The following is a 25,967-nucleotide window of genomic DNA, read 5'->3' on the forward strand; positions in this document are numbered from 1 at the left end:
CTGGGGGATTCATCCTTCTGCCGCCGTACTCCTGTCACCGGACGGCCGTGTCGTGACGGCCCGCCCACAACGCCAGCACGGTCCGGTCGTCGTCGTAGGTCGACAGCTGGAAGTCCACGTCGCACAGGAAGCTGCGCAGCGCGGGCGGCGAACTCCACGACGTGACGAGCCGCTGGGCGAGCGCGCTGCCGCCGCCCCCCAGGGCCGTTCCGAACCCGTCGCTGCACAGGACGAGCACATCACCCGGCCCCCAATCGATCTGCCGTTCCCGCAGCTCGCCGAGGTCCTCCGGCAGGGCCGACGTGACGTTGCCCGGTCGCGGCCCCTCGGGCGGGAAGATCTCGGTCCACGCCCCGTCATGGAGCCACAGCGCGGGCGAGTCCCCGATGGCCGCGCAGGCGGCGATCCCGCGCCTGCCGTCCGCGGGGACCACCCCGATCGTCAGCGTCGTGGCGGGCGGATCCGGCGCTCCGGAGCCGGGCCGGCCGTAGGTCTGGCCACCGAGTCCCGCGGTGGCGCGCATGACCTCCCAGGCGACGGTGGCGAAGGCCGCGTGCCAGCCGCGGTCGGGGGTCAGGGAGAGGCGGGTGGCGGCACGTACGGCCACCGCGGCGGCGTGCTCGGCGTGCAACGTGCTGCCCAGCCCGTCGGCCACTGCCGCGATGACCCATCGTCCGTCCGCGCTCAGCCGTACGGCGTAGGCGTCCTGCAGGGGTTCGCCGCGATATCGATGGCGCCGGCCGCGCAGGCTCACGGCGCGGACCGTGGTCTGCGCGAGCATGCCGCCGTCGAGCGCGACGCCCGGGGCGCGCGAGTCCGCCCCGCCCGCCAGCAGGACGGGCAGCGGCTGCGGCAGCGGACCGAGCGGTGTCCTGTCGCCGGCCGAGGTACGGGTCCTGCGGCGGAGCAGCAACTGCCCGAGGAGTACGGCGCCGCCACCGGCGAGGCCGAACAGGATCCACAGCGGCCAGCCCGACGCCGCGCCCTGCCGCGGAGCGGGCGTCACGGTCACCGTCACGGTCGGTTCCGGCGCCGGACCAGCCCTCGCTCCCACCTGGCCGGTGCCGATGACCAGGAGCAACCCCACCAGCGCCGCCCTGATCATCTCAGCTGCCGCATCCCGCCGGGTCCCCGCAGCACGGCCGTGTTCCTGTTGACGGAGGCGCTGATGCTGTCGGAGACGGCCTGCGCGATGCCGTGCAGCACGGTGGCCGCCCCCGTCGCGACCTCGCCCGCGAAGGCCAGCACCTCACCCCTGAGAGTGGTGGCCACCCGCCGCAGGGTTTCCTCCCGTACCGTCCCGAACCCGAGCGCCACGATGTACGGCGCCGGGTGCAGGCCCGCCAGCCGGTCGCGCGCGGGGCCCCAGATGGCGACGTCCTGATGGTGCTCGCCGACGTACGGCTCGCCGTCCGTGATGAAGAAGACCACCGGCGCCCGTACGTCGAAGTGTCTGGACAACTTCCGGCGATCCCTCCCGATGATCTTCACGAGCTGGCTGAACACCGTCAGATAATCGGTCTGCCTGCCGGGCCTCAGGGCCGGAACCCTGATCGCGTCACACGGCCTGGTGAGCGGGAGCACCACGTCGACCTTGTCGGAGAAGGACACCACGGCGACGTGCGCGGCCTCGCTCACGCCGGGATCACCCGCCTCCAACTCGAAGAGCAGCTCACCCACGCAGTTGGAGAGAACCTCGAAAGGGGTGGGCCGTCCATCCTCCCGGGCGGTGTGCATCGAATGCGACACGTCGCACACGATGTAAAAGGGGAAGGCGCGAGGGCGCCCGTTAGCCGACCTCATCGGCTTTTCATCCTGATGGGGTTTGCCGGTCTTGGCAAGGTTGCTAACAGAAGGGTGACTTAAACGGTTCGCTCCTTACGACCGGATCCGCGCCCGACTTCACCAGCCGCCGATCCTCCACTCTCACTGCCACCATGGGCACAACCATTCCGCGAACGAGGCAGGTGCTGTGAAACTCGATGTGCTGGTCCGGGGCGGGCTGCTGGTCGACGGTACGGGGGCGCCGCCGCGCACCGCCGACGTGGGCGTGGCCGGGGGGCGGCTGGCCGTACTGTCCGCCAGGTCGGACGCGGAGGCCCGCGAGACCCTGGACGCGGCCGGGCTGGCCGTCGCCCCCGGGTTCATCGACGTGCACACCCACTCCGACGGGATCGCGCTGCTCGGCGGCGACCGGGAGCTGGTGCGGGCCCCGGTGCTGGCCGGGGTGACGGCCGAGATCTGCGGCAACTGCGGCTCCGGGCTGTTCCCCGCGCTGCCCGAACGGGTGCCGGAACGGCGGGCCGAGGCGTCCGTCGGGTTCGGCGGCGACGTCGGCTTCTGGGAGGACTTCGCCGGGTTCGCCGCGGCGCACGCCGCCGTGCCGCGCGCCAACCACCTCGCCTCCCTGGTGGGGCACGGCACCCTGCGCGCCGGGGTGCTGGGGCCCGTGGACCGCCCGGCGACCCCCGCCGAGCTGGCGACGATGTGCTCACTGCTCGACCGGTCGCTCACCCAGGGGGCCGCGGGCCTGTCCACCGGGCTGATCTACACGCCCGGCACGTACGCCGACACCGACGAGGTGGTCGCCCTGGCCAGGGTCGCGGCCCGGCACGGCAAGCCGTACGTGACCCACCTGCGTGACGAGATGTCGCGGGTGGAGGAGGCCCTGGAGGAGGCCGTGGAGATCGCCCGCCGGAGCGGCGCGGCCCTGCACGTCTCGCACCACAAGACCGCCGGCAAGTACGCCTGGGGCCGCACCGAGCGAACCCTGCCCAGGCTGGCCGGGCTGCGCGCCGAGGGCCTCGACGTGACCTGCGACGTCTACCCCTACACGGCGGCCAGCACGCACCTGTCCGCGATGCTGCCGCCCTGGGCGTCCGACGGCGGCACCGCCGGGCTCGTCGCGCGGCTGGCCGACCCCGGGCAACGCGACCGGATGCGGGCCGCGATCGCCGAGGGCGTGCCGGGCTGGGAGAACACTGTGGGCAACGGCGGCTGGGACCGCATCGCCATCGCCCGCGCCCCCCGCCATCCGCACACCGAGGGCCGCACGGTCGCCGAACTGGCCGCCGCGCAGGGCCGCGACCCCTTCGACGTGGCCGCCGACCTGCTGCTGGCCGAGCGCGGCGAGGTCATGATCATCAGCCACTCGATGGTGGAGGACGACGTGCGCCGGGTCCTGGCCGCCCCGTACGCGATGATCGGCTCGGACGGCGTGCCGAAGCCGGGCGGGCGCCCCCATCCCCGCTGGGCGGGCACGTTCCCCCGCGTACTCGGCCGCTACACGAGGGACCTCGGGCTGCTCGACCTGGCGACGGCGGTGCGGAAGATGACGGGCCTGGCGGCGGAACGGTTCGGGCTGGCCGGGCGCGGGGTCGTGGTGGACGGGGCGCACGCCGACCTGGTGGTGTTCGACCCGGCCACGGTGTGCGACGGCGCCACCTTCGCCGAGCCGCTGCTGCCGCCCCAGGGCGTGCACACCGTGGTGGTGGCAGGCCGGATCGTGGTACGGCAGGGCGAGGAGACGGCCGCCCGGCCGGGAACGGTGCTGACACCATGATGACCACGGAACGCCAGAGCAAGGAGACGACCGCACCGCCCGGCACGGTGTGGGTGGCCAACAAGACCGGCACCGACGACGGCGGGCCCGGCCTCGGGCGGGTGGGGCGCCGGGACCCCACCCGCCCACAGGTTTCACGCTCCAGGTGATGACGGCGCTACGGCGTTCGATTACTCGAGGGCCATCGTGACGAGCCGACGACCGATGGCGTAGGTGTCGGTGTCCTGCACGTTGCTGAGCACGACCACCACGATGTCGTCATCGGGCAGGTACATGTTCATCGCCGCGTAGCCCTGGAGCAGTCCGTGGTGGTAGCGGAGCCGGTGCCCGTCGAGCCGGTCGACGGCCCAGCCGAAGGCGTACGCGGTGGACGGCAGGTGGAGGCAGCCGCTGGAGGGGCACGGGGCCTGTGGCGTGAACGCCTGCTTGACGGTGGCGGGCGGCGCGACCTCGGCCGCGCCGAACGCCCGGTCCCAGCGGGCGATGTCGTCGACGGTGGAGTAGATGCCGGTCGCGGAGAACGCCTGGGACCCGTTGATGGGCGGGGCTGGATTTCCGACCGTGTAGTGGCCCCTCGCGTACCCCGCGGGCGGATTTCCCCTGCTGTAGCCGGTGTGCTGGAGGTTCAGCGGGCCGGTGATCTCCTCATGCAGCACGGTGCCGTACGGCTTGCGGGCCACCGCCTGGATGATCGCCCCGGCCAGGACGTAGCCGCCGTTGCTGTACTTCCAGCTGGTGCCGGGCTTGAAGTCCAGTGGCTCGTCCACGAACCGCTGGATGAGCGCCCGGGTCGTGGTCGGTCGCGAGAGCTCGGCATAGAAGTCCGGCAGCTCCTGGATGTTGACGATGCCGGAGGTGTGCGTGAGGATCTGGCGGATCGTGACGGGTCGCCACCCGGTCGGGCAGGTATCGACGTATAGCGGGACGAGATACCGGCAGATCGGGTCGTCGATGCCGAGCAGCCCGCGGTCGCGCAGCTTCAGCATCATCATCGAGGTGAACTGCTTGGTGACCGAGGCGAGGCGGTAGACCGTGTCCGACCGGTTGGGAATGCCCCTCTCCTCGTCGGCGGCCCCGGCAGCGCCACGCAGCAGCACCTCCCCACGCCGTACGACCAGCACCGAGCCGGTGAACTGCTTCTTGCGGGCCAGGTCCCGCAGGTACGCCAGCATCGCCGCGGCGGTCCGATCGCCCCGTGGCGCCGACACGGTGGCGAGCGGATCGGAATGCTGAGTCGCGGATGCGGCGGTGGCAGGAGTGCCCATAGGCATTACCCCACCAACCAGCGCGGCACCGACCGCAAGAAGCCATGCAATATTAGGGAACTTGGCCATATTCTCCCCCCAAAAGTCCGAATCGGGCGAGTTCCCTCGAAGCCCCGCCCGGCGGACTGATTCTTCCGGGGGTTCGCTTCCGTTCGCTGAAGCCACAAACGAACACCGGAATTCTTTTTCCTACCGCATATCTCTTTCTTAACAGTACGTACGCGTCCCGCCCGCCACCGCTCACGGCTTCAGCTTGACCACCTCTCCGCCCTCGCCCATCCACGGCACGGTGAGCCGGCCGCTGCGGCTGACGATCGGCACCTCGTTGACCTGGTCCCACCCGGCCGTCCGCTGTGGCGGCGCGGTGCGGAAGGACTTCACCGTGAGGCACAGATCAACGACCTCCGCATAGGCCGGCGGCAAGCATTCGACGGCCACCCAGAGCCAGACGTCGCCGAGCACCAGGCCCGCGACCGCCACAAGAACCAGCCCGACTCTAAAAGCGGTCCCCGCCGATCAGACTCCGCCCCTCCGGCACGCCCGGAAATCGTCGCTGGTTTCGCCCTGAACTCCGAGCGCCGCGACCCCGAATACCACCGGTAATCGTCCGGAGTACGTCGGGCGCGCGTGCATCGGCCGACCGCGTTCTCCATCCCGAAGGCGGAAGGTCGCGAAAAGCTGCTCCAAGTACGTAGCAGGAGGGTATCGATATCTCCGGCAGTGAACAGAGGAGGCGTCATGCGTACAGGCATCGTGGTCACGGCACAACCCGGGGTGGAAGAACTTGCCATGCGGGCCGAAGAGCTGGGATTCAGCAGCTTCTGGGTCTACGACACGCCGATGCTGCACGGCGATCCGTTCGTGGCACTGGCCCTGTGCGCGAAGGTCACCAGCCGCATCAAGCTCGGGATCGGCGTGACGTCACCGGCGTTGCGGTCGACACCGGCGGCGGCGAGCGGGTTAGCCAGCCTCAACGCGCTGGCGCCGGGCAGGATCATCTGCGGCGTCGGCACGGGGAACACCGCGCGCCGCACCCTGGGGCAGCGGCCGAGCACGATAGCCGAACTCGAGACGTTCACCGCGGCGCTGCAGGATCTGTGTGCCGGGCGTACCGTCGAATACCGCGAAGGTGACCTGGTCCGCGACATCCGGCTCCTGCATACCGGACGGCACGCGAACACGGTCGATTCCATCGAGTTCCTGGTGGCCGCGACCGGCCTGAAGGCCGCCGCCGTCGCCGGCCGCCGCGGCACCGGCATCATCTCCTTCGGCCTCCTGAACCCGACCGCCTGGCACGCGCTCGACCACGCCCGCCGACAGGCCGCGAACACGCCTAACGACGTCGAGTCCTACGTCATGACCGCGCTGCACCTGATCGACGAGGACGAGGACCGCTACGGCGACGCAGTGCGCGACGCGACGGGTCACATCGTCATGTCGCTGCTGACCTTCGCCGCCGAATCCCCCGCCTTCGCCGAGGGGCTCGGCACTGAGGAACGCGACGCGGTACGGCGCCTCCTTGACCGGCGGGGCACCACGACCGTCGCACCGGACCGGCACATCGCGCTCTACCCCAATTACCTTGGCCGCATCGCCCCGGAAGACCGGGACCTGATCCTCCCGCCGCTGATCGACGCGCTCACCCTGGTCGGAACGCGAGACGACCTCCTCACCCGCATCGCCGCCCTGGAACAGGCCGGGATCAACGAGATCGTCGTTCACCCGGTGATCGATCCGCCGACGGAAATGGCCGACCTCGCAAAGCTGGCCGGTGACTTTCACTCCACACGGCCCGGCGACGCCGGTGGCGCGGCCAAGGGGTGAAGTCCCTGGCGCGTCGGGGAGCGCGACCCGTATGACGCACAGGGGCTCCGGCCGCTGTGGCGGTCATCACATCGTGGTCCCGTCACGAATGGGGCCCGTTTCTCGTCGTGCCTCTGACGCGACCAACTCGGACGACGAGGAATGCCCTGATGACGAACACCCGCACTGCTCTGCTCCGCGACCTGCACAAGCCCGGCGACCCGCTGATCCTGCCGAACGTGTGGGACGTGGCCTCCGCCACCATCGTGGCCGAGGCGGGCTACCCCGCCCTGGCGACCGCCAGTGCGTCCATCTCCGCCATGCTGGGGTACGCCGACCACGAGGGGGCGCCCGTCGAGGAGATGCTGGACATCGCGGCGAAGATCATCCGTGCGACGGACGTACCGGTGACCGTGGACGCCGAGGCCGGATACGGCCTGCCCGCCGGAGAGCTCGTCGAGCGGCTCACCGCCATCGGCGCGGCCGGCTTCAACTTCGAGGAGACCGACCACCGTACGGGCGGGCCGCTCGACGTGGACACCCAGGCCGCCCGCATCGCGGCGCTCCGGGCGGCGAGCCCCGACCTGGTGATCAACGCCCGGATCGACCTGTACTTCACCGGCTCCCCCTCGGTGGAGGAGGTCGCGGAACGCGGCCGGCGCTATCTGGAGGCCGGCGCCGACTGCGTGTTCCCCATCATGGCGCCCTCGGAGGAGGTGGTCGCGGAGCTCGTCAAGGCCATCCCCGGGCCGGTCAACGTCACCTTCCTGCCTGGCATGGAGGTGAGCAGGCTGGCTGCGCTCGGCGTGGCCCGGATCTCGTTCGGCCCGATGACCTACCTGACGGCTCTGGAGGCCCTCAAGTCCATGGCCGGCCGAATCCGGTCGGGCCAGGACCCCTACGCCTCCTGACGCACGAGCTGGGCCGTCATCGCCCCGCGCTCCACCATCATCACCTCGGCTTCAATGTCCGGCGCCCTGGTGCTGGCCGGCGTTGTCCGCCCGGGCCGGGAGGAGCAGGGCGGCGACGACCACGGCCACGGACAGCACCGCGCCGACGATGAAGGCCAGCCGCATGCCGTCGAGACCGGCGAGCACCGGGTCGGCTCCTGCGGATGCCAGGGCATCGGCCCGCACGCCCATCACGGTGATCACGAGCGCGGTGCCGATGGCCGAGGCGACCTGCTGCAACGTACTGAGGATCGAGCTGCCGTGAGGGTAGAGCCGGGAGGGCAACGCACCGAGACCGAGGGTGAACACCGGAGTGAAGGTGGCGGCCAGACCCACCATCAGCAGCGCGTGCAGGCCAAGGACCTGCCAGTACGGCATGCTCATCGAAACCTGGGTGAACCCGGCCAACGCCAGCATAATCCCGATCGCGCCGGGAATGACCAGCACCCGGCCGCCGAACTGGTCGAACAGCCGGCCGACGACCGGACCCAGCAACCCCATCGCCAGACCACCCGGCATCACCAGGAGCCCGGTCTGCAGCGGGCTGAGCTCGCGAACGTTCTGCAGGTACAGCGGCAGCAACACCATCGAGCCGAGCATCGCCATGACGGCCACCGACATCAGGATCAACGCGACCGTGTACGTACGGTGGCGCAAGGTACGCAGGTCCACCAGCGGCACCCCGCGCTTCTGCAACGACAGCTGGCGGACGACGAAGACCGCAATGGTCACCAGTCCGGCCACCACGATGGCGACGGCGACCCGGATGTCACTGCCCTCGAACCGGCTGAGCCCATAGACCAGGCCACCGAACCCGGCCGCCGCGGTCACCACACTGAACCAGTCGATCGTACTGAACTCGGGCTCGCCGATGTTCTTGAGCTGCTTGAGACCGCGCCACGCGATCAGGCCGGCGATGGGCAGCACCACGGCGAACAGCAGCCGCCACGACCCGAACTGGAGGATCACCCCCGAGATCGTCGGACCCATGGCGGGCGCGACCGAGATGGCCAGGGTGACGTTGCCCATCACCCGGCCCCGGTTGGCCGCCGGCACCACCTGCATGAGCGTGGTCATCAGCAGCGGCATCATCACGGCCGTCCCGCCCGCCTGGATGATGCGGGCGCCCAGCAGCACCTCGAACGACGGCGCCACGATCGCCAACGCCGTGCCCAGCAGGAACAGACCCATCGCTGTGGCGTAGGCGCGGCGGGTGGTCACCCGCTGCAGGAACCACCCGGTGATCGGGATGACCGCGGCCATCGTCAGCATGAAGGCGGTCGAAAGCCACTGCGCGGTCTGCTCGGTGATGTGCAACGCGCTCATCAGCCGCGGGATCGCATTGATCATGATCGTCTCGTTCAGGATGACCACGAACGTGGCGAGTACCAACAGCCGGATCACGACCGGGGTACGACCGGAAGCGGCGTCCGGTGTCTTGGCGGTTAGGTCTAGCTGCGGGCTGGCCACGGTACCTCGATCGGGGTTGTCGGGCACAACGTTCTCAGAGCCGGCGTCGCAGCCTGGGGTCTCAGTCATCGTCATGCACATACTGACTGGCGTCACCACCAAGACTCATCGGTCGAGCCCAACACTGCGGCAAATGATGTGAGATGTCACCTGGATTTCACCGGCCGACGGGCACGGCGTCTTCCAGAAAACCCAGGACGTCGGATGCTATTCTGCGGACCCGTTCTCGATCTTCCGGAGCCGGAATGGCCTCTCCCTACCATCCGCGGCAACCGCCACCCACGCCGCAGCGCGTCCCCGCGAAGTGGGTCATCGTGGCAGTGGTGGCGGGCTCCGTCCTGCTCCTCGCGCTGCTCGTGACCGTGGTGGTCGCCTTCGTCATGCAGGGGGAGCGCGAGGGCTCGCTCGAATTGCGGCCGGTGCTGGAGGCGAGCGCGCCGCCGTGCGCGAATGGCGCACTGGCCGCCGCCGACGGGAGGACGTGTTACCAACTGGCCGACGGAATGACGGTGCGGCAGGTGGTTGAGGCCGAGGCCGAATTGCCGGCCGGCAGGCAGGAATGGGTGGTACGGGTACGCCTGAACGAGGCGGACGCGGCCACGTACAGGGGCCTGACCGCCGAGGTGTACTCGCACACTCCCCCGCGCAATCAACTGGCGATCGTCATGGGGGACCAGGTGCTGTCCACCGTGATGTACCTCGGGCCGGTCAAAGGTGACCAATTCGAGATCGGCGGCACTGTCACCCAGCAAAAAGCGACGGAACTGGCCCACCGCATAGGCGGACGTCCGGATTCATAGCCCCGGGTCTTTGGTCGCGGCGATGTCAAAGCAAGCTCGCATCCGCTACCGTCACCGGCATGCCCCTTGCCTTAATTCCCAGCCCTTCCGAGGGGGTCTGGCATCTCGGATTCATCCCGATCCGGGCCTACGCATTGTGCTTCATTCTCGGAATTCTCGTCGGCGCCTGGCTCAGCGACCGCCGCTGGCGTGCCCGGGGCGGCGAGAAAGGCACGATCAGCGACATCGCGGTTCCCGCGGTGATCTTCGGCCTGATCGGCGCCCGCCTTTACCACGTCATCATCGACTGGCAGACCTATTTCGGCCCGCGCGCGATCAAGGAGCCCTATCAGGCGCTGTTCATCTGGGAAGGCGGGCTCAGCATCTGGGGCGCGGTCGCTCTGGGAGGCGTCGGCGTGTGGCTGGCCTGCCGCCGCCGGGGACTGTCCCTCGGCGCCGTAGCCGACACGGTCGCGCCCGGCATCGCGTTCGGGCAGGCGATCGCCCGCTGGGGCAACTGGTTCAACCAGGAGCTGTACGGCAGTCCGACCACGTTGCCGTGGGGCCTGGAGATCGACCAGGCGCACGGAGGCGAGCCGGGCGTGCTCTACCACCCGGCATTCCTGTACGAGTCGCTGTGGGACGCGGCGCTCGGTTTCGGACTGATCCTGGCCGGCAGGCGGTTCACGCTCCGCCACGGCCGCCTGTTCGCCCTCTATGTCGCCGGCTACACCCTGGGGCGGTTCTGGATCGAGGGACTGCGGATCGACCCGGTCGGCGGGGTGGACCACGCGGTGACGTTCCTGGACCTGCGGATCAACCAGTGGACCTCGATCGTGCTGTTCGTCGGCGCGCTGGTCTACCTCTGGGTGACCCGTAACAAGGACACCGAGGAGATCGTGGTGTCGGCCTCGCACAAGCAGGCCGCCGATCCAGCACATTCGAACTCGGCGACTACAGGAAACGGTGTAAAAGGCATATAGCGTCACGCCACCGGTCGGCGGTCAAGTTGCTGTGTGAACGGTAGCCATCACCAGCATGCTTGCGGAAGTTGGTGGACAACGTGCCTTTCGAGCTGGACCTCGACGTTGAAGTGGAATACGACGAGCGCGGAATCGTACGCGGGCTGGAGCATCTGGAGCGGCCTTACCCGGGATCCGACGAGCCCGACCCGCGTCGCGTCGCGGCCCGGTATGTGGATGACGTGGCGCACATCTACCACATTCCCGGCTCGATGCTCACCGGCCTCTGGGCGCCCGTGGGAGGCAGGCCCGTCCAGGAACCGACCAGGCTTCGCTTCGCCGAAGAGAAATCCCTCACCCAGGCCACGATCGTCGCTTTCGTGCAAACGGCTCTGTCGCTGCCCATCTGGGAGGCCGGTCTGAGCGTGTCGCTCCTTCCGGACCCGTTACGGGTGGTCGGCTCGCAGAGCAGTGTCCACCTCGACGTGGATATCCAGGCCCCGGACGACCACGCGACCTATCTGCCGACGTTCCCGGCAAAGGATCTCGCCTGGCTGCTCGGCCTGCGCGCAGGCCCGCAGGCGGCGGACCGCCTGCCGGAGATCAACGCAAGCCGTCTGCTCGTCTACCGGTACCATCCGGCCGCCCGCTTCGATCCCGAGACCGAGCCGGTCCTGCCGTTGCCCGAGGTGTCCGGCGATATCGTGGCGGGCCGGCACTACGTCGTCCGCGAGGTGCTGTTCACCTGGCCCGTCCCGGGTGCCGGGGACGTGCATTGGCGGGCGTTCGTCGAGGTGGAGACCGGAGGGGTGCTGTACCTGCGGGCCGCGCTCGCCGCGGTGCAGGGGTTCGTCTACCCCCGGGACCCGGTGACCACGGGCGGACGGCTGAAAGGGCTGGTCGACGAGCTTGACGCCCGCTGCACGTTCGAGGACCTCCTGGGTCTCAAGCCCGCCGATCCGCAGACCCTCAGCGGCGATCTCGTACGGATCGTCGACAGTGAGCCGCCGCACGACCCGCCGCCGTCCACGACCACCGGTGTCTTCAAGTATCCCGTCGACAGCCGGCCATTCGCCGCCGTCAATGCCTACCACCACGTCGACCGGCTGTTCCGCCTGGTCCAGGACCTGGGTTTCGACCTCGGCAAGCTGTTCGACGGGACGATCCGCTCGAACGTCTCCGTTCCGGTCGATCATTGCGCCCTCAATGACCTCGACAACGCGTACGCCCTGGGCAACGACGACATGACCGGGTTGAAGAAGCTCGTCTTCGGCCGGTCGGCGAACACCGGGGTCAGCCTGGCGAACGACGCCCGCGTCGTCACGCACGAGTTCTGCCACGCGCTGCTGTGGGACGCCGTGCAGGCGGCGAACCTGAGTTTCGCCCACAGTCCCGGCGACGCGCTCGCGGCGGTGCTGAACGACCCGGGCTCCAAGGCGCCGGACCGGTACCACACCTTCCCCTGGACGGGGAGGGATCGCCACCACGGCGGGACGAGCCGGCAGGTCGCGGACGGGTGGGCCTGGGACGGTCTCCAGGACGGCGACTCCGAGTACAGCAATGAGCAGATCCTCTCCGCGACCGTCTTCGGCCTCTACCTGTCGATCGGCGGCGCATCCACGGACGTGCGCGTCCAGACGTGGGCATCCCGGTACGCCGCCTATCTGATCATCGGCGGCATCGCCTCGCTGGAGACCGCGAAGTACACGTCCGCTTCCAAGGCCAATGCCTACGCCAAGGCCATGATGCTGGCCGACGCGACGCCGCCCGGCTATGACGGCCTGCCCGGCGCGCTCCGCAAGGTCGTACGCTGGAGCTTCGAACAGCGGGGCCTTTACAAGGCGCCCGGCACGCCCCTGCCGGACGACAACCCTGGGGTGCCCCGCGAGGTCGATGTCTACATCGACGACGGCCGGCAGGGCGAGTACGCGTACCAGGGCGACTTCTGGGAGAGCACCGACGTCTGGAACCGGCTGGCCGCCGACGGCGGAAGTGCCCATCAGACGCCCAGAGTCAACGCCGTGAACCACGCCTACGTGCGGGTCGGGAACCGCGGAACCGGGGACGCGAGGAACGTCACGGTCCGCGGGTTCCACTGCGGGGCCTCCGCCGGGCTCGTCTGGCCCGACGACTGGAAGCCGATGGGCACGCCGTCAATTACCGTTCCCGGCCCGATAGGTCCAGGTCACAGCATGATCGTCGGCCCGTTCTCCTGGACCCCCGTCACGACCGGGCACGACTGCCTGCTGATGAGCGTGAGCGCCCCGGGCGATCGGGCCAACGACGACCCGAGCACCTCGCTGGCGTCCGCTAAGGGGCCGACCCCGCTCTACCGGATCGTGCCGTTCGACAACAACATCGCCCAGCGGGCCATCGCGCCCGTCGCCGGCGGAGGCGGCGCGACCGGCCTCACGCAGAGCCTCCAGGGCCGGCGCCTGCGGGTGCACAATCCCTATCCGCGTGCCTCGGACATCACCGTCCAGGCAGGGTTGCCTGATTTCCTGCGCCGGCGCGGCTGGAACGTCACCCTGGCCGGCGGCGCGACCTTCCGCGTGGCGGCCCGTGCCGGCCGGGAGGTCACCCTTGTCGTGCGCCCTGGCGGGAACTTCACGGCCGGTGATGTGGCGGCGGCCGGATCGAACGTGGTCATCCGCCTGCGAACCCTGATCGACGGGCTGGTGGTCGGCGGGATGAGCTTCACGATCGATCCGGCGCTGCACGGTCCCGCACCCGAACGTTAGGTGGTGTCCTTCAGCCAGCCGCTCGGGTTTCGCCGGCGGTTGTCGGCGTCGTAGTAGACGACCCGCCACCAACGGCCGCGTGCCGGACGGCGGGTCTGCACGCTGTAACGGCCCCCGCCGGTGTCCCCGCCCTTCCCGTCCTGGCTGCCGCGGACCCGTGCGGACACGCCGGGATCGCCCTGCCCGGGCTTGGCGCTGCCCCGTGAGTGATAGATGGCGATCCGCCCGGTGGCCTCACGCCGGACGTCGCTGCCATCCGCGCGGAGGTGGATGTTCACTCCGTGCCGCAGCCAGCCGTCCCCCGGCCACTTGAACGTGCGTCCGTTGTAGTAGGCCTTCTCCCCGCCGACGCCAGGGTCGTTGACGGTGATGTGCGCGGCGACGCTCCGGGTGCCGGGGCCGGGCTCGGTGGTCAGCTCCAGTTCGGCCCAGAGCAGCCCGCTGGCGATCGGCTCGACCAGCGCCGAGAAATGCCCGTTCTCATCGGCATCGACCTGGTCGAGCGTGTAGGAGTCGCCCCGGGCGAACGTCAGGTAGGCGAAAGAGACGACCTGATGGCCGAACGGCTCCCAGACGCCTTTCTCCTCCCGCTCGATCGTCCCGGTCACCTCGATCGCGTCGCCCAGTTCGATGCCGCCGCTGGACAGGTTGGTGGTGATCCGGACCGGCACCCGCAGCCGGTCCCAGCGAACCTGGAACTCCTGCTCCACCTGCTCGTCGCCCAGCTCGACCACCAGCCGCCACCGCCCGGTGGGGGCATCGGGCCGGAACACCCGTACGGCGGACCACGCCGAATCGTCGGTGGCGCCGTCGGAGTCATCGCGTGGTTCCAGCTCCAGGTCCGCCCCCTGGCCGTCGGGTTCCAGTAATCTGCCCCGGACGACCCCGGGCTCGGTCAGGTACACGTGGAACTCGACCTTGACACTCTGGCCGCCGAGTACGACGACCGAAGGCACAACGTCGATCTCCTGGATGATCGGTTCGGTCGGCGAGGATGCCGTGTCGTTCGGCGAATGGGACATGGTGGTTCTCCCTTCCGGCTCAACAGATCTCTCGGTGGTTCACCCCGGGGAGGATTCGCGTCCATTCCTCCTCGGTGAGGGTCGCCGCGCCGATGCGGCGGCAGATGTCGGCCGCGGCCAGCGCCGGATCCACGGGCAGGCTGTTCAGCACGCCGTCGGCGCCCAGGCTGCGCAGCGTACGGCCGTCGGCGGTGAAGGCGAGGGCGAGCACCTTCCCGGCGTGCAGCGGGACCGGGGCTCCCAGCGGACGCTCTCCGGCCGGGCGCCACAACCAGATCCGGCCGCTGGCCCCCGCCGCGGCCAGGAGCCCGCCGTCGGGGGTGAAGGCGGCCAGGGAGAGCTGCTCATGTTCGTCGTCCACCCGCAGGGTCCGCAGCCGGGCGAAACCGGCCGCGTCCCACAGGTCGACGCCGGCGCCGGGACCGCCGGCGGCGATGAACCGGCCGGCGGGGTCGATGGCGAGGGGCCGGCCGCCGTCGCCTCCGCTGCCGAACAGTTGGTGCCGGTATCCGCGCGGGCTGGTCAGCTCCGCGACGCCGTTGTGGTCGGTGCCGTTGACCGCCAGGAGGCGGCCGTCCCGGCTGAACGCCATGCGCGGGCCGCCCCGCAGGTCGAGCGTCTCCACCGAGGTCCCGCCGCGGCGCAGATTCCACAGCCGCAGCCGCTCGCCCTGGCCGCCGCTGTGCGGGGAGACGGCCAGCGTCCCGCCGTCAGGGCTGAAGGCCAGGCTGATGGCCTCCAGGGGCCGGCGCAGGGTGAGCGTCCGCTTCGCCGTACCGGTGGCGACGTCCCAGATGGTCACCCTGGCCGGGTCCGCTCCGGTCATCGCCAGCAAGGCGCCGTCCGGGCTGAACGCCGCCACCCGCCCGCCGCCTCGGACGTCCAGCCGCCGCGGCGGCGCGCGCGGCCCGGCGAGCGTGACGGTGCTGCCCTGCACGAACGCGATGCGGGCCTGCTCGTCGATCGCGCCGCTCTCGGCCCGCCGCACGATCGGCCGGGCGGAGGTGAGCGCCGCGATGTCGAGCCGGGTCACGGTTCCGTCGCTGTGGCGGTAGCTCAGGGTACGGGCCGAGGCGTCGAAGCGAGGCTCGCCGACGGCTTCACGGGCGGGCCAGGTCAGCAGCCGGGTGCCGTCGCGGCGCCACAACGTGATGCCCGTGTCGTCGAGGGTGGCCACGTGGTCGCCGCGCGGGCTGAGCGCGACGGCGTGCGCCGTGCCGCCCTCGAAGGCCGGCCCGGCCCAGGTGGCGGTGGTGAGGTCCCACAGCCGGACGGCGTCGCGGGTGCCCACGGCGAGTGTCAGGCCGTCGGGCGAGTAGGCGGCGATGTCGCCCGCGACCGGCCGCGCTCCGCCGGGCCGCGGGAGCGGGGCGTTGCCCCGGTCCACGATCTGGTACGGCCTGTTCTCGTACACCATGGTCGCCGAGGAGCCGTCGGGTGAGACGGCGATGGTCCGCAGGCCGGGGTCCGCGCTCCCCCACAGCGGCCGGGGCGCCGTGTCGGGAAGGCCGGTCAGGTCCCAGGTCTGCCCGCCGTCCAGGGAGTCCAAGGCGACCAGCACGTTGCCGCCGGCGTTGAAGGCCAGGTGCCCGGCGCCGCCGGAGCCGAACCCCGCGCCGATCGCCCTGCCGGTCCGCAGGTCCCAGAGCCGGACCGAACGCCTTCCTGCGACGGCCAGCGTCGTCTCGTCCGGGCTCAGCGCGATCGCCGTGATCTCCTCGCCCACGTTGAACGCCGGGCCGGGCAGCCGGTGCCCGCCCTGCACGTCCCAGCGCGACACGTCCCCGCCGCGTACCAGGACCAGGGTCGTACCGTCCGCGCTGAGGTCGAAGTGCGCCTCGCCGGGGCCGGCGGGCGGGACCAGCACGTGCGACTCCCGCTGCGCCAGCGAACTGTAGAGCGCCCCGGCGGCGGCGGGTTCGGCGGGGGCCAGCCGCCAGGCCGCCACGCTCAGCAGCAACGCCTTGACCGGATCCCGCGCGCGGAGCAGATCGGCCGTCTCGGCCGCCTTCCGGGCGGCGGCCAGTTCACGCTGCCCGTTCTCGGTCATGCCCCGCTGGATCAGGACCAGCGTCGTGGCGACGCTCAGCGCCGTCAGGGCGGCCAGCGCCGCCTTGACCCGCCGGCGACGCCGTTCCCCGTGGCGCTCATGTACCGCCGACTCGGTCAGGAAACGCCGTTCGAGCTGGTTCACCCGCAGCCGCGGCTCGCTCGCGACCCAGTCCTGCGCGGCGCGTAGCGCGGTGCCCCGGTACAGGTCGGCGGGATGACGTCCGGCCGCCTCCCACATCCGGGCCGTCTCGCTCAGCATGCTGTGCAGGCGCAGGCCCGGCCGGTCGGCGTCGATCCAGCCCCGCAGCCGCGGCCAGGCGCGTAGCAACGCCGCGCTGGCCAGCGTCACCATCTCGCCGTCGCTGAGCAGCAGGTCCTCGCCGGCGAAGCCGTCGATCACCCGCCGGACCCGCGCGGAGTCCAGGGTGCCGTCCAGCAGGTCCCCGGTGTACGCCCGGCGCAGTGCGCCGTCGGCGCCGTCGCCTGGCAGCACCATGCGCAGCACGACGGCGGGCACGACCTCCCGGTCGGCGGGGTCCAGTCGGGTGTAGACGTTCTCGGCCACCTCTCCCAGCGGCCGGTCGGCCGGCGCGCGGGCCACCTCCGGCCGGGGCATCCGCCGGGCCGCCCGGCTGCCCTGGCTGAGCAGTAACCGGGTCTCACCCTTGCCGCCGACCAGGCTCAGCAGCAGCGACTTGGCCGTCGGCCGCTCGGCCGGGTCGGGCCGCATCGCCGCCTCGACCAGATACCGGATCATCCCGTCCAGCGCGGAAAAGTCCGGCGGGCGGGTCAGCACAAGGTGGTAGATCGCCTGCGCCGTCTCCGCCAGGAACGGCGGCCGGCCGGTCGCCGCGAACAGCAGCACGGCGCCCCAGGACCAGATGTCGGCCGCGTACTCGGCCGGTTCGCCGCGCAGCCGCTCGGGGGACATGTACGCCGGGGTGCCCGCCGGCCACAGCCCCTCGTCGGTGAGCGTGGCCCCGTCGAACCGGGCGATCCCGAAGTCGATCACTCTGGGGCCGTCGGAGCCCAGCACGACGTTCTCCGGCTTCAGGTCGCGGTGCACGACCTCGGCCATGTGGATGGCGGTGAGCGCGGTCGCGATCCCGGTGGCGAGGCGGTGCAGCTCCGCCGGACTGTAGGGACCGCGCTCGGCGATCGCCCGGTGCAGACTGGGACCGTCGACGTACTCGCTGACGATGTACGGCTCGGCGGCGCCGAGATCGGCCGCGATCACCCGGGCGGTGCAGAAACCCGCCACCCGCTCGGCCGCGGCGACCTCCTTGGCGAACCGGGCACGCGCATCGGAGCTGTCCGCGCGATCCAGCCGGAGCAGTTTGATCGCCACCCGTTCCCCCGAGGCGCCGTACGCCTCATAGACGACGCCCTGCCCGCCCGCGCCGAGCCGCCTGCCCAGCCAATAGCCACCGAACTGCCGGATCTCCCCCGCCGGCGATGCCGAGTACCCCACCGAGACCTCCACACGCCTCGACACCCGACATCGATAGTGAGCCCGCCACCATCCTTTGCCAAGAACCCGCCAGGCCACCTCTGCAAGGTGAAGGCCCCATGAGAGTGGTGATTCTGGCGTGCGGGCGGCGCCGGCCGGCGAGCCGCAGCGCTCTGACGGGCTGAACCGGCGTCCGTCGCATGCAGCACGCCGTTACGGCTTCGCGCGTATTAGCGACCAGGGGATGGCTCGGTGAGTGCCGCCGACCTTCTGAATGAGTGCTTGAAGTCGGGGCACTCGACGAGCGGTTCGTGCATGCACGTCGAGGCATGGCGGAGACCGTCGCGCATCCGAGTGAGCCGGGCGATGTCTTCCTCCAGTGCCCGCGCCTTCTCCGCCATGTGGGCACGCAGCTTGGTGTCGTCGGGGGTGGCCAGGAGAAACCTGGCGATCTCGGCGATCGTGAACCCGGCGCCGCGGGCGCAGGCGATGAGTGCGAGGCGATCGAGAACCTCGGGCCGGTAGGTGCGCCGCAGGCCGTTGCGCCCCGCCGAGGCGATGAGACCCCTGTTCTCATAGAACCGCAGCGCCGAAGGCGCCAGTCCCGAACGCTCGGCCACTTCGGCGATGTCCAGCAGCGACTCGGCCACCGTGTCCTCCTTGACTTGAACCGCGCTTCAAGTCACAGACTATCCGCCATGAACATCCATCACCTCAACTGCGGATCCGTACGGCAGATCGAGGCCACCTACGACGGCCCCGCTCCCGCGCACGCCGTCAATCACTGCCTGTTGATCGAGACCGACTCTGACGGCCTGGTCCTCATCGAAACCGGCCTCGGCCTCGACGACGTCCGCAACCCGGGCGACACCCTCGGTTCCGACTGGGTCGAGATGGCTCAGCCCGTACTGGCCGAGGAGGAGACCGCCGTGCGCCAGGTCGCCTCGTTGGGACACTCACCCGACGACGTACGCCACATCATCGTGACCCACCTCGACGTAGACCATTGCGGTGGCCTGCCCGACTTTCCAGCTGCCCAGGTCCATGTCCTCGCCGCCGAACTCGAAGCGGCGACCACCGAGGCGCCCAGCTTCCGCTACCGCCCCGCCCACTGGGCACATGGCCCGAAGTGGGTTCCCTACGCCCCCGAGCGGGGCGAGGAGTGGTTCGGGTTCACCTCCGTCCAGCCGAAGGGCCTGCCGCCGGAGATCCGCCTGGTCCCCCTCGGCGGCCATACCGCCGGCCACACCGGAGTCGCCGTACGCGAAGGGGACCGCTGGCTCCTGCACTGCGGTGACGCCTACTACTACCACCGGGAACTCGACCAAGATCCGCATCCGCACCCCATTCTCGACATCGTGCAGACCAGCTCGGAAGTCCACCGCGACCTCCGGCTCGGCACCCAGGCCCGGCTGCGCGAACTGGTTCGCGACCACGGCGATGAGGTCTCGCTCATCAGCGCTCACGACCCGTGGGAGCTGAACCGCTACCGTTGACCCCTGGCGCCTACGTCGGGCCCGGCGTCTGCCGCTCTGAAGGGTCATAGCCAGACCATCGAAACAGGACGATGGAGAAGCCGACGAGCGTCGTGACCACACCGGAAGCCAAGGCCAGCACCACCATGACGAACTCGCCATCTGGATCGCCAAACCCGGAAGGACGCCCGTCGACCCACCTCATCGTGGGCCAGGCCTGGCCGGCGACGAACACCCCGAACACGGCCGTGACCACACCCAGGACATAGCCAGGAGTACGCGTCCACAAGCCCATAACGGCAAGCACAAAACCAATCCCCAACTCGACGGGCACCGTCACCAACTGGCCCAGGTCCAGAGCCATCAGCGCCGCGAACCGCGCGTACTCGAAACCGTCGCCACGTTGCACCCACAAGAACGGCACCGCAACGACACCGCCGAGTAGGCCGATCGCCAGCAACCGAAGCATCGCCACGCACACCATGATCGTGGACCGGTCCGCCGCTGTGCCACCCCGGCCGAGCGTGTAGCCGTACAGTCGCAGCTGCGAAAGAGCCACTTCCCGCTCTGAGGAAGGACACATCCGACACCGGACTGCCCTTCCCCGAGATCGTCACGACGGCCTTCCGCACCCGTCATCGGGTACGTGACACCGTCCGGGAAGCAACGGGAGACGACTGGCAGGAGACCGGCCTCTCTCCTCAGAGGAGACACGCAAGGCGCTTGAACACTTGGGGCAGCACCTCGGTTTCTAAGCCTCCATGCACCACCAAAGGCCGCTTCCCATGGAAGTGGCCTTTGGTGGCCAGCCAGTCCGGCCGGGGGAAATCCGGTCGACAGGCAAGCCACAGTGCACTGTGATAGTCACAGTGCACTGTGATAGTCCAGCCGCCCGCCACACGGCGCGGGCCGATCGCAGGAGTCGCTCTTGGCAACCGTGAGAACCGCGGACACCCGCCCCACGATCAACGCCGCATTGGTTAGGAGGCTGGTCGATACGCAGTTCCCACAGTGGGCCGCGTTGCCTCTGGAGCTGCTCGATCCGGCCGGCTCGGACCATGTGATCTACCGGCTGGGTGAACAGCTGTCCGTCCGGCTGCCCCGCCACGCCGGTGCCATCGGACAGGCCGAGAAGGAACTTGAGTGGCTGCCCCGGCTCGCCCCGCGACTGCCCCTGGCCATCCCGGTACCGGTGGGAGTGGGTGAGCCCGACTTCGGCTATCCGTGGCGGTGGGCGGTGTCCCGCTGGCTGGACGGCGAAGTGGCGACCGTCGAGGCACTGGCCGACTCGTCCGCGGCCGCCGTCCAACTGGCGGAGTTCCTGGCCGCCCTACAGCAGTTCAGGTCCGAGGACGTTCAGGCCATGCAGGCCCGCGAGGACCTCGCCGACCAACCGTTGGCCGACCGGGATCGCGCGACGCTGGCCGCCATCGCAGAGGTCGGCGACGTATTCGACACCACTGCCATGACCGAACTGTGGAACGCGGCCCTGACCGCCCCCGGATGGGATCGCCCTCCGGTCTGGTTCCACGGCGACTTCCACACCGGCAACCTGCTGACCGTCGACGGCCGTCTCAGCGCGGTCATCGACTTCGGCGGGCTCGGCATCGGCGATCCGGCCTGTGACCTGACCATCGCCTTCACCCTGATGTCGGCCGACAGCCGGGCCGCCTTCCGCGCCGCACTCGATGTAGACGACGCCACCTGGACCCGGGGTCGCGGCTGGGCCCTTGCCACCGGTCTGAACGCCTACACCACCTATGCCGCCATCAACCCGAGGGTCGCCGCGCAGACCACCCGTCAGATCACCGAGGCCCTCATCGGCTAAACCAGACTTCGGGGGAAGGCGGAGCCGTAGCTGTACTCTGCAGCTGCACAAGATCGAAAAGACCACTTCCCGATCACGGGGAGTGGCCTTAGACCTGCTGCGGAGCCTAGGAGATTCGAACTCCTGGCTTCCTGCCTGCAAAGCGGTTCGAGGCCGACCGGCCGAATGAGATCTGGACCGGCGACGAGCTGCACGGCCCCAAGATGGCCGGCCGCAAAGCGTACTTGTTCGCCTTCATCGGCGATCATAGCCCAGCCGTGGTCGGCCACCGGTGGGGCTACTTCGAAGACAGCGTCCGGCTGGCTGCGGCCCTGCGCCCGGCCCTGGCCGCCCGCGGCGTTCCCGAGTCGATCTATGTCGACAACGGCTCGGCCTTCGTCGACGTCGCCCTGAAGCGGGCCGCCGCCCGGCTCGGCGCCTTAGCTCCAATGCTGCGCTTTCTATCGTTCCAGATGGCCTCCCAGGCGCTTGGGTGCCTTACGCGTCTCCTCCGAGGACACTTCCTGTGGATGTTCATGGTCACCGCGATCTGCGAGTGGCGGTGGATCTGCATGGCGACGTGAGGGTGGACGTCGAGGGCGACGAGCAAGTGGTCCCGGACACTCCAGTTGAGGATGAATGTGCTGCTCTATACGGAGACATTCGGTCTGCGTAAGACGTCAGGGCCATGCTCCAAGAACAGCGCCAAGATCCTCGCGATCACGACACCAGCAGTACATCCCACGTTGACATCGATGGCGTCGAGGTCCCAGGTTTAGTTCATGGAAGAGTTTCGCATGGCACGCGCCTTTTCGGTCGCGACCGTTGTTCGGTTGTTTCTCCCTTCTGTGCTCCTAATCCCCATATGGCTGGTATTCATCGCCTTCATCCCTGATCGTCTTATCGAGCTGGTGTTCCTTGCAGCAGGGGCGACGGTGGTCTTCGCTGGAGTGCGATTGGTCAGGTGGCGGCAGGCAGCCGCTGCCACTGTTGCGCGCCTCTCTTCTGAGGACGTGGAGATGGAGGACTGGTACGGATCGCGGGTGCGCCTGGCATGGCGAAACGTTGAGCGCATCGATGTCGTGGAAAGCCGGATCCCCAGTCCACGAACCATTACCAGGGCCGGCAGGATAGATGTTCGAACCGGAGCCAGGCAATGCATCGGCTTGGTCGGCTGGGGCGAACACGAGATTCCCCACAACGCCCCCAACTGGTTGTTGGCCCATCGGGCCCGGCTGCCCATCGATCCGGCCACGGGACTACAGAGAATCAGCATCCCCCTCGGCGTCGTCGATCCCCTGTGGGAACACGGCCCGATGGGTGCCCAGGTCCGCCAGCACAGGCCTGATCTCTTCCAGTCGACCGTCGCTCCTGGCACGCATTCTGCCTCAAGGACAGGCGAGGAGCCGGTCTCACCGTAGATCACTCGGCAGTGATGACTTCGTTGACCGCGGCGCGGGCGGCCGATTCGTCGACGATGGTCTTGTCGGCGATGAAGGTGGCCAGCAGGGCTTGGATGGTCAGATTGTTAATGGCGCGGGATAGCCGCGGCGGCGGTATGGATCAGCGCGGCGGCGTCCTCGGTGAACAGCGGGTCGGTCCGACCTGCCAGGGCGAGATGATGACGTAGGTAGTCGACGGTCTCCTGGCCCGTCATGCCGTTCATGTGGTAGCGGGCCGCGATGCGTTGATCCAGCGCCGCCAGGACACCGGGCTTGATCTTGCGGCGCAGGGTCGGCTGCCCGATGAGCAGGCAGGCGAACGGGCTGGAGGAGTCCATCTCATGGTTGGTCAGCATGTGGACCGACTCCAGCTGGTCGTGGCCCAGTAGGTGCGCCTCGTCCAGGATGAGCACCGGTGTGCGACCGCGTTCGGCCAGCTCGGTGGCCAGCGCGTCGTTGGCCTGCGGGATCAGGGTTGCCGATGTAGATCGGGATGTGTCGTGCCGGGTCGAGCGAGGCGATTGCGGGCCGTGTGGCCACCGACTTGCCGACGCCGACCTCGCCGGTGACCACCCCCAGGGCGCGTTCGGCGACGCACCAGGTGATGCGGGCGGTGGCCTCGCCGTGAGCGGCATGCCGGTGCATCATGCCGGGTGCCAGGTCACGGCCGAACGGCATCTTGGTGAAGCCGAAGAAGCCTTGCGGGCGGTCGATCACGACTGCTCCTCTCCGGCCAGAACTGCACCGTGCGTGGACGCGGGTTGTTCGTCTTCACCTTGCCGGTCGGTGTTCTTGCTGTTCAGTGCGGTGTAGTTGATCTGGGTAGCCAGAGTGGCGGTCTGCTGATCGTCGAGCAGGCGCAGGTAGTGGATCCCGGTGCCGGGCTCTGGTGCAGCGGTCGCGGGTTGTTCGGCCTTGGCTTTGGGATGGGCGTGCCGGCCGATGATCTGCGGGATGGCCATGCCCATCGGCTGGCCGCGGAAGCGCAACTCCAGCGTGGTCAGGTCGAAGGGGTCGAGGGCGAGTTCGACCTTTCGGCCCACCAAGCTTGGGTCGACGCAGTAGGAGTTGGCGAACAGCCGGACGATGGCGATCTTGGTGACCTGCCGGACCTCGCTCCACTTGAACGCCTCACCCAGGTGGGCCGGAGTCGGTGATGGGAATGGCGCTCCGTACCGGGGGTTGCCCGGTCTGTGAATGGACCCCGGCGGTGATAGTGGCCCGTCACCGATCGTTGGACGGGTAATTGATCTCGGGCGGTGAACCCGTCAGGCTGGCTGCTTTCACAACATGGAGGTGGTCGTGGCTCGCCGACCGGAGGTCTTCGTCCGGCCGCTGACGATGGAGGAAGGCCGCAAGCTGCAGCGGATCACGCGTAATGCGAAGGATCCGGTCAAGCTGCGGCGGGCGATCGTGGTGATGATGTCCGGCCAAGGCCAAAGCGTTCCGGACATCACCTCGTTGATGCAGGTCAGTGACGACTACGTGCGTGATGTCATCCACGCCTTCAACGAGCGGGGGTTCGACGTGCTGGACCCAAAATGGAGCGGGGGCCGTCCACCGGCGATCAGTGAGCGGGTGCGTGAGCACATCTGCCTGATCGCCGCGACGGCCCCCACCGAGTGGGGCATCGAAGGGATGTCGACCCGGAGCCTGCGCACCCTGGCCGAGCACCTCATCGCGCGGGGTGTCGTGGCGGCGATCAGCCGTGAGCATCTGCGGCGGATCCTGCGCAAGGGCGGGGTGAGCTGGCAGACCACCACGACGTGGAAGGCCTCCACCGACCCGCACTTCATCGCCAAGATGCAGCGCGTGCTGGAGTTATACGATCACCGGCCCGCCGACGGGCGGGTGATCTGCGTCGGTGAGTTCGGCCCGTTGAACCTGATGCCACGCAAGGGCAAGCGCTGGCGGCCGGCCCGCTCGCCGGCGCGGTTGCGTGCCACCTACCACCGCTACCACGGCGTGATGCAGATGATCGCCGCACTCGACCTGGCCACCGGCAAGCTCTACTACCGCATCCGCACCCGCAAGCGCTGGCGGGAGTACTTGTCCTTCCTCAAGACGCTTCGCGCCCGATGGCCCGGCGAGAAGCTGTATGTGATCGCCGACAACTACTCCCCGCACAAGCATCCTCAGGTCCGCTCCTGGGCCGCGGCCAACGACGTCGAGCTGGTGTTCCTGCCGACCTATGGCTCGTGGCTGAACTGGATCGAGTCCGAGTTCGCCGCCTTGCGCTACTACGCCCTCAACGGCACCGATCACCGCAGCCACGACGAGCAGAACGCGGCGATCGGCGCGTACGTGCGCTGGCGCAACGCCCGAGCCCAGCCCAAGACGAACTTCGCCGCCAGCTCACCCATCAGAAGCTGGACCAGTCACCCGTCCAAGGTTGCGTGAGGGGCCTGGAAATACTGAGTGCGCTGCTCCAGCAACCAACGCTCGACATCCTCATCCGTGGCATCGACATACGGCTCTTCGGCCAGACGCTTTAGGAGTTCGTCGCGCTCCGGATGATCACTTGCCGCCACCATCGACCGCACCGCGACCACACCGCCAGCGAGAACAGCCCACAGATCCAGACCCATCTCCGTGTCGAAGTTAGCGATCTTCGCGCTCCACTGCAGCCAGGCATCATCCACACAGCGATGCTCTGCCAGCAGTAACATGCCAAGTCTCAGCCCGTCGGACACACCCCAGAACTCTTCAGCTTCCAGAATATCCTGCTGCAGCAGGAACCTCAGCAAAGCCCGATCAGCGGCCCGCGGATCGAACAGAATCGCAGCCAACACCGCCGCACGACGTTCGGCATTGGCGTCCCAGGTGTCGTCATCCTCGGCGGGGGCGAAGCCCAGACCGGACCAAGACTCCGGGTCAGCCCGCAGGACCTCCAGCAACTGCCGACTCTCCACATCAGGCTCATTCATCGCGCGTCATCCTAGGCCCCGGAAGCCAACTGGCAGGATGCCAGCCCACTCTGAGATCTAAGAGTCTGTCCAGCTTACGCTTATGGCTGCACCTCCCCAGGAGGGCTAAGCCCTGGGAGCCGACCGACGGGTCCACCACCCGAGATCGATTACCCGACCAACGTTCGGTGACGAGCCAATAGACGGTCTCGACCCAGGCGGTGAACAGCCGGTTCAACTCGTTCAGATCGGACACCTTGGTGCCGCTGGTCTACCCGTCG

At 69.2% G+C, this 25,967-nt stretch carries 24 protein-coding genes; 12 read left to right on the top strand and 12 right to left on the bottom strand.

The features are described from left to right. Nucleotides 1-34 precede the first annotated feature (34 nt). Together BLS95_RS47215 and BLS95_RS47220 are read right to left on the bottom strand one after the other, a co-directional pair. Nucleotides 35-1,105, bottom strand: coding sequence for a protein phosphatase 2C domain-containing protein (locus BLS95_RS47215; RefSeq protein WP_090946159.1), 1,071 nt, complete (start codon nucleotides 1,103-1,105; stop codon nucleotides 35-37). Beyond that, a complete protein-coding gene (locus BLS95_RS47220) occupies nucleotides 1,102-1,803 on the bottom strand; it encodes a vWA domain-containing protein (RefSeq protein ID WP_090946160.1) in 702 nt (233 codons plus the stop codon). Before BLS95_RS47220 ends, BLS95_RS47215 begins: the two co-directional genes overlap by 4 nt. Nucleotides 1,804-1,972: 169 nt before the next feature. Here BLS95_RS47220 and BLS95_RS47225 point away from each other — a divergent pair, with 169 nt between their 5' ends. Continuing rightward, nucleotides 1,973-3,562 (top strand): N-acyl-D-amino-acid deacylase family protein, encoded by a 1,590-nt coding sequence (locus BLS95_RS47225; RefSeq protein ID WP_090946161.1) that lies wholly within the window; start codon nucleotides 1,973-1,975, stop codon nucleotides 3,560-3,562. Beyond that, nucleotides 3,559-3,711 carry a hypothetical protein gene (locus tag BLS95_RS56395; protein WP_176993771.1) on the top strand — a complete coding sequence of 51 codons (153 nt, stop codon included), beginning with the start codon at nucleotides 3,559-3,561 and terminating at the stop codon, nucleotides 3,709-3,711. Before BLS95_RS47225 ends, BLS95_RS56395 begins: the two co-directional genes overlap by 4 nt. A gap of 21 nt (nucleotides 3,712-3,732) precedes the next feature. Here BLS95_RS56395 and BLS95_RS47230 read toward each other — a convergent pair whose 3' ends face one another. Both BLS95_RS47230 and BLS95_RS47235 read right to left on the bottom strand, forming a co-directional pair. Beyond that, entirely contained in the window at nucleotides 3,733-4,770 is a 1,038-nt protein-coding gene (locus tag BLS95_RS47230; RefSeq protein WP_176993772.1) for a serine hydrolase domain-containing protein, read from the bottom strand. Nucleotides 4,771-5,067: 297 nt separating this feature from the next. After that, on the bottom strand, nucleotides 5,068-5,307 hold the full coding sequence (locus tag BLS95_RS47235; protein ID WP_090946163.1) for a hypothetical protein: 240 nt from the start codon (nucleotides 5,305-5,307) through the stop codon (nucleotides 5,068-5,070). A 258-nt stretch (nucleotides 5,308-5,565) separates the two neighbouring features. Between BLS95_RS47235 and BLS95_RS47240 the strand changes: the two genes are divergently transcribed. Together BLS95_RS47240 and BLS95_RS47245 are read left to right on the top strand one after the other, a co-directional pair. Beyond that, nucleotides 5,566-6,651, top strand: a complete 1,086-nt coding sequence (locus BLS95_RS47240; RefSeq protein ID WP_090946164.1) for an LLM class flavin-dependent oxidoreductase — start codon at nucleotides 5,566-5,568, stop codon at nucleotides 6,649-6,651. A gap of 149 nt (nucleotides 6,652-6,800) precedes the next feature. Continuing rightward, nucleotides 6,801-7,541 carry an isocitrate lyase/PEP mutase family protein gene (locus tag BLS95_RS47245; protein WP_090946165.1) on the top strand — a complete coding sequence of 247 codons (741 nt, stop codon included), beginning with the start codon at nucleotides 6,801-6,803 and terminating at the stop codon, nucleotides 7,539-7,541. 51 nt (nucleotides 7,542-7,592) lie between these two features. Here BLS95_RS47245 and BLS95_RS47250 read toward each other — a convergent pair whose 3' ends face one another. Then, nucleotides 7,593-8,984, bottom strand: a complete 1,392-nt coding sequence (locus tag BLS95_RS47250; protein WP_218136332.1) for an MDR family MFS transporter — start codon at nucleotides 8,982-8,984, stop codon at nucleotides 7,593-7,595. A gap of 380 nt (nucleotides 8,985-9,364) precedes the next feature. Here BLS95_RS47250 and BLS95_RS47255 point away from each other — a divergent pair, with 380 nt between their 5' ends. The 3 genes from BLS95_RS47255 (at nucleotide 9,365) to BLS95_RS47265 (ending at nucleotide 13,532) form a co-directional block, all read left to right on the top strand. Then, nucleotides 9,365-9,850 (top strand): SecDF P1 head subdomain-containing protein, encoded by a 486-nt coding sequence (locus BLS95_RS47255; RefSeq protein WP_143044199.1) that lies wholly within the window; start codon nucleotides 9,365-9,367, stop codon nucleotides 9,848-9,850. Nucleotides 9,851-9,909: 59 nt separating this feature from the next. Continuing rightward, nucleotides 9,910-10,812, top strand: coding sequence for a prolipoprotein diacylglyceryl transferase (gene lgt, locus BLS95_RS47260; RefSeq protein ID WP_090946167.1), 903 nt, complete (start codon nucleotides 9,910-9,912; stop codon nucleotides 10,810-10,812). 80 nt (nucleotides 10,813-10,892) lie between these two features. After that, nucleotides 10,893-13,532, top strand: a complete 2,640-nt coding sequence (locus tag BLS95_RS47265; RefSeq protein WP_143044200.1) for a COG1470 family protein — start codon at nucleotides 10,893-10,895, stop codon at nucleotides 13,530-13,532. Here the strand turns inward: BLS95_RS47265 and BLS95_RS47270 are convergent. The 3 genes from BLS95_RS47270 to BLS95_RS47280 all read right to left on the bottom strand — a co-directional run bounded on the left by BLS95_RS47270 (nucleotide 13,529) and on the right by BLS95_RS47280 (nucleotide 18,706). Then, a complete protein-coding gene (locus tag BLS95_RS47270) occupies nucleotides 13,529-14,554 on the bottom strand; it encodes a hypothetical protein (protein WP_090946169.1) in 1,026 nt (341 codons plus the stop codon). The genes BLS95_RS47265 and BLS95_RS47270 overlap by 4 nt on opposite strands. A 19-nt stretch (nucleotides 14,555-14,573) precedes the next feature. After that, complete coding sequence (locus tag BLS95_RS47275; RefSeq protein WP_176993773.1) at nucleotides 14,574-18,077, bottom strand: serine/threonine-protein kinase; 3,504 nt, start codon at nucleotides 18,075-18,077, stop codon at nucleotides 14,574-14,576. A 209-nt stretch (nucleotides 18,078-18,286) separates the two neighbouring features. Next, nucleotides 18,287-18,706 (bottom strand): MerR family transcriptional regulator, encoded by a 420-nt coding sequence (locus BLS95_RS47280; RefSeq protein ID WP_090946171.1) that lies wholly within the window; start codon nucleotides 18,704-18,706, stop codon nucleotides 18,287-18,289. Between the two features lie 48 nt (nucleotides 18,707-18,754). Between BLS95_RS47280 and BLS95_RS47285 the strand changes: the two genes are divergently transcribed. Further along, complete coding sequence (locus BLS95_RS47285) at nucleotides 18,755-19,552, top strand: MBL fold metallo-hydrolase (protein WP_090946172.1); 798 nt, start codon at nucleotides 18,755-18,757, stop codon at nucleotides 19,550-19,552. Between the two features lie 10 nt (nucleotides 19,553-19,562). On the opposite strand, the gene BLS95_RS47290 is transcribed toward BLS95_RS47285, so the two are convergent. Continuing rightward, complete coding sequence (locus BLS95_RS47290; protein WP_143044201.1) at nucleotides 19,563-20,006, bottom strand: hypothetical protein; 444 nt, start codon at nucleotides 20,004-20,006, stop codon at nucleotides 19,563-19,565. Nucleotides 20,007-20,468: 462 nt separating this feature from the next. On the opposite strand from BLS95_RS47290, the gene BLS95_RS47295 reads away from it, so the two are divergent. The 3 genes from BLS95_RS47295 to BLS95_RS47305 all read left to right on the top strand — a co-directional run bounded on the left by BLS95_RS47295 (nucleotide 20,469) and on the right by BLS95_RS47305 (nucleotide 22,759). Then, on the top strand, nucleotides 20,469-21,359 hold the full coding sequence (locus BLS95_RS47295; protein ID WP_245765718.1) for an aminoglycoside phosphotransferase family protein: 891 nt from the start codon (nucleotides 20,469-20,471) through the stop codon (nucleotides 21,357-21,359). Between the two features lie 131 nt (nucleotides 21,360-21,490). Next, nucleotides 21,491-21,922, top strand: a complete 432-nt coding sequence (locus BLS95_RS57300) for a DDE-type integrase/transposase/recombinase (protein ID WP_281250124.1) — start codon at nucleotides 21,491-21,493, stop codon at nucleotides 21,920-21,922. A gap of 198 nt (nucleotides 21,923-22,120) precedes the next feature. After that, nucleotides 22,121-22,759, top strand: coding sequence for a hypothetical protein (locus BLS95_RS47305; protein ID WP_090946175.1), 639 nt, complete (start codon nucleotides 22,121-22,123; stop codon nucleotides 22,757-22,759). A 107-nt stretch (nucleotides 22,760-22,866) separates the two neighbouring features. Here the strand turns inward: BLS95_RS47305 and BLS95_RS47310 are convergent, their stop codons facing one another. After that, on the bottom strand, nucleotides 22,867-23,415 hold the full coding sequence (locus BLS95_RS47310) for an ExeA family protein (RefSeq protein ID WP_218136333.1): 549 nt from the start codon (nucleotides 23,413-23,415) through the stop codon (nucleotides 22,867-22,869). Between the two features lie 78 nt (nucleotides 23,416-23,493). Beyond that, nucleotides 23,494-24,027 carry a Mu transposase C-terminal domain-containing protein gene (locus BLS95_RS58660; RefSeq protein ID WP_143044202.1) on the bottom strand — a complete coding sequence of 178 codons (534 nt, stop codon included), beginning with the start codon at nucleotides 24,025-24,027 and terminating at the stop codon, nucleotides 23,494-23,496. Nucleotides 24,028-24,082: 55 nt separating this feature from the next. On the opposite strand from BLS95_RS58660, the gene BLS95_RS47320 reads away from it, so the two are divergent. Then, on the top strand, nucleotides 24,083-25,180 hold the full coding sequence (locus BLS95_RS47320) for an IS630 family transposase (protein ID WP_218136334.1): 1,098 nt from the start codon (nucleotides 24,083-24,085) through the stop codon (nucleotides 25,178-25,180). Here the strand turns inward: BLS95_RS47320 and BLS95_RS47325 are convergent. After that, the gene (locus tag BLS95_RS47325; protein WP_090946177.1) at nucleotides 25,159-25,707 is read right to left on the bottom strand and encodes a hypothetical protein; all 549 of its coding nucleotides are present in this window, start codon (nucleotides 25,705-25,707) and stop codon (nucleotides 25,159-25,161) included. The genes BLS95_RS47320 and BLS95_RS47325 overlap by 22 nt on opposite strands. Nucleotides 25,708-25,967: the final 260 nt, after the last annotated feature.

The sequence above is a fragment of the Nonomuraea jiangxiensis genome, from assembly GCF_900099965.1.
Taxonomy (GTDB): domain Bacteria; phylum Actinomycetota; class Actinomycetes; order Streptosporangiales; family Streptosporangiaceae; genus Nonomuraea; species Nonomuraea jiangxiensis.

Excerpts from the sequence above, each read along its gene's own strand:
- BLS95_RS47325 (WP_090946177.1), bottom strand. The coding sequence starts at position 25,707 with ATGAATGAGCCTGATGTGGAGAGTCGGCAGTTGCTGGAGGTCCTGCGG.
- lgt (WP_090946167.1), top strand. The coding sequence starts at position 9,910 with ATGCCCCTTGCCTTAATTCCCAGCCCTTCCGAGGGGGTCTGGCATCTC.
- BLS95_RS47285 (WP_090946172.1), top strand. The coding sequence starts at position 18,755 with ATGAACATCCATCACCTCAACTGCGGATCCGTACGGCAGATCGAGGCC.
- BLS95_RS47310 (WP_218136333.1), bottom strand. The coding sequence starts at position 23,415 with ATGCCGCTCACGGCGAGGCCACCGCCCGCATCACCTGGTGCGTCGCCG.
- BLS95_RS47270 (WP_090946169.1), bottom strand. The coding sequence starts at position 14,554 with ATGTCCCATTCGCCGAACGACACGGCATCCTCGCCGACCGAACCGATC.
- BLS95_RS47245 (WP_090946165.1), top strand. The coding sequence starts at position 6,801 with ATGACGAACACCCGCACTGCTCTGCTCCGCGACCTGCACAAGCCCGGC.
- BLS95_RS47240 (WP_090946164.1), top strand. The coding sequence starts at position 5,566 with ATGCGTACAGGCATCGTGGTCACGGCACAACCCGGGGTGGAAGAACTT.
- BLS95_RS47305 (WP_090946175.1), top strand. The coding sequence starts at position 22,121 with ATGGAAGAGTTTCGCATGGCACGCGCCTTTTCGGTCGCGACCGTTGTT.
- BLS95_RS47215 (WP_090946159.1), bottom strand. The coding sequence starts at position 1,105 with ATGATCAGGGCGGCGCTGGTGGGGTTGCTCCTGGTCATCGGCACCGGC.
- BLS95_RS47220 (WP_090946160.1), bottom strand. The coding sequence starts at position 1,803 with ATGAGGTCGGCTAACGGGCGCCCTCGCGCCTTCCCCTTTTACATCGTG.
- BLS95_RS56395 (WP_176993771.1), top strand. The coding sequence starts at position 3,559 with ATGATGACCACGGAACGCCAGAGCAAGGAGACGACCGCACCGCCCGGC.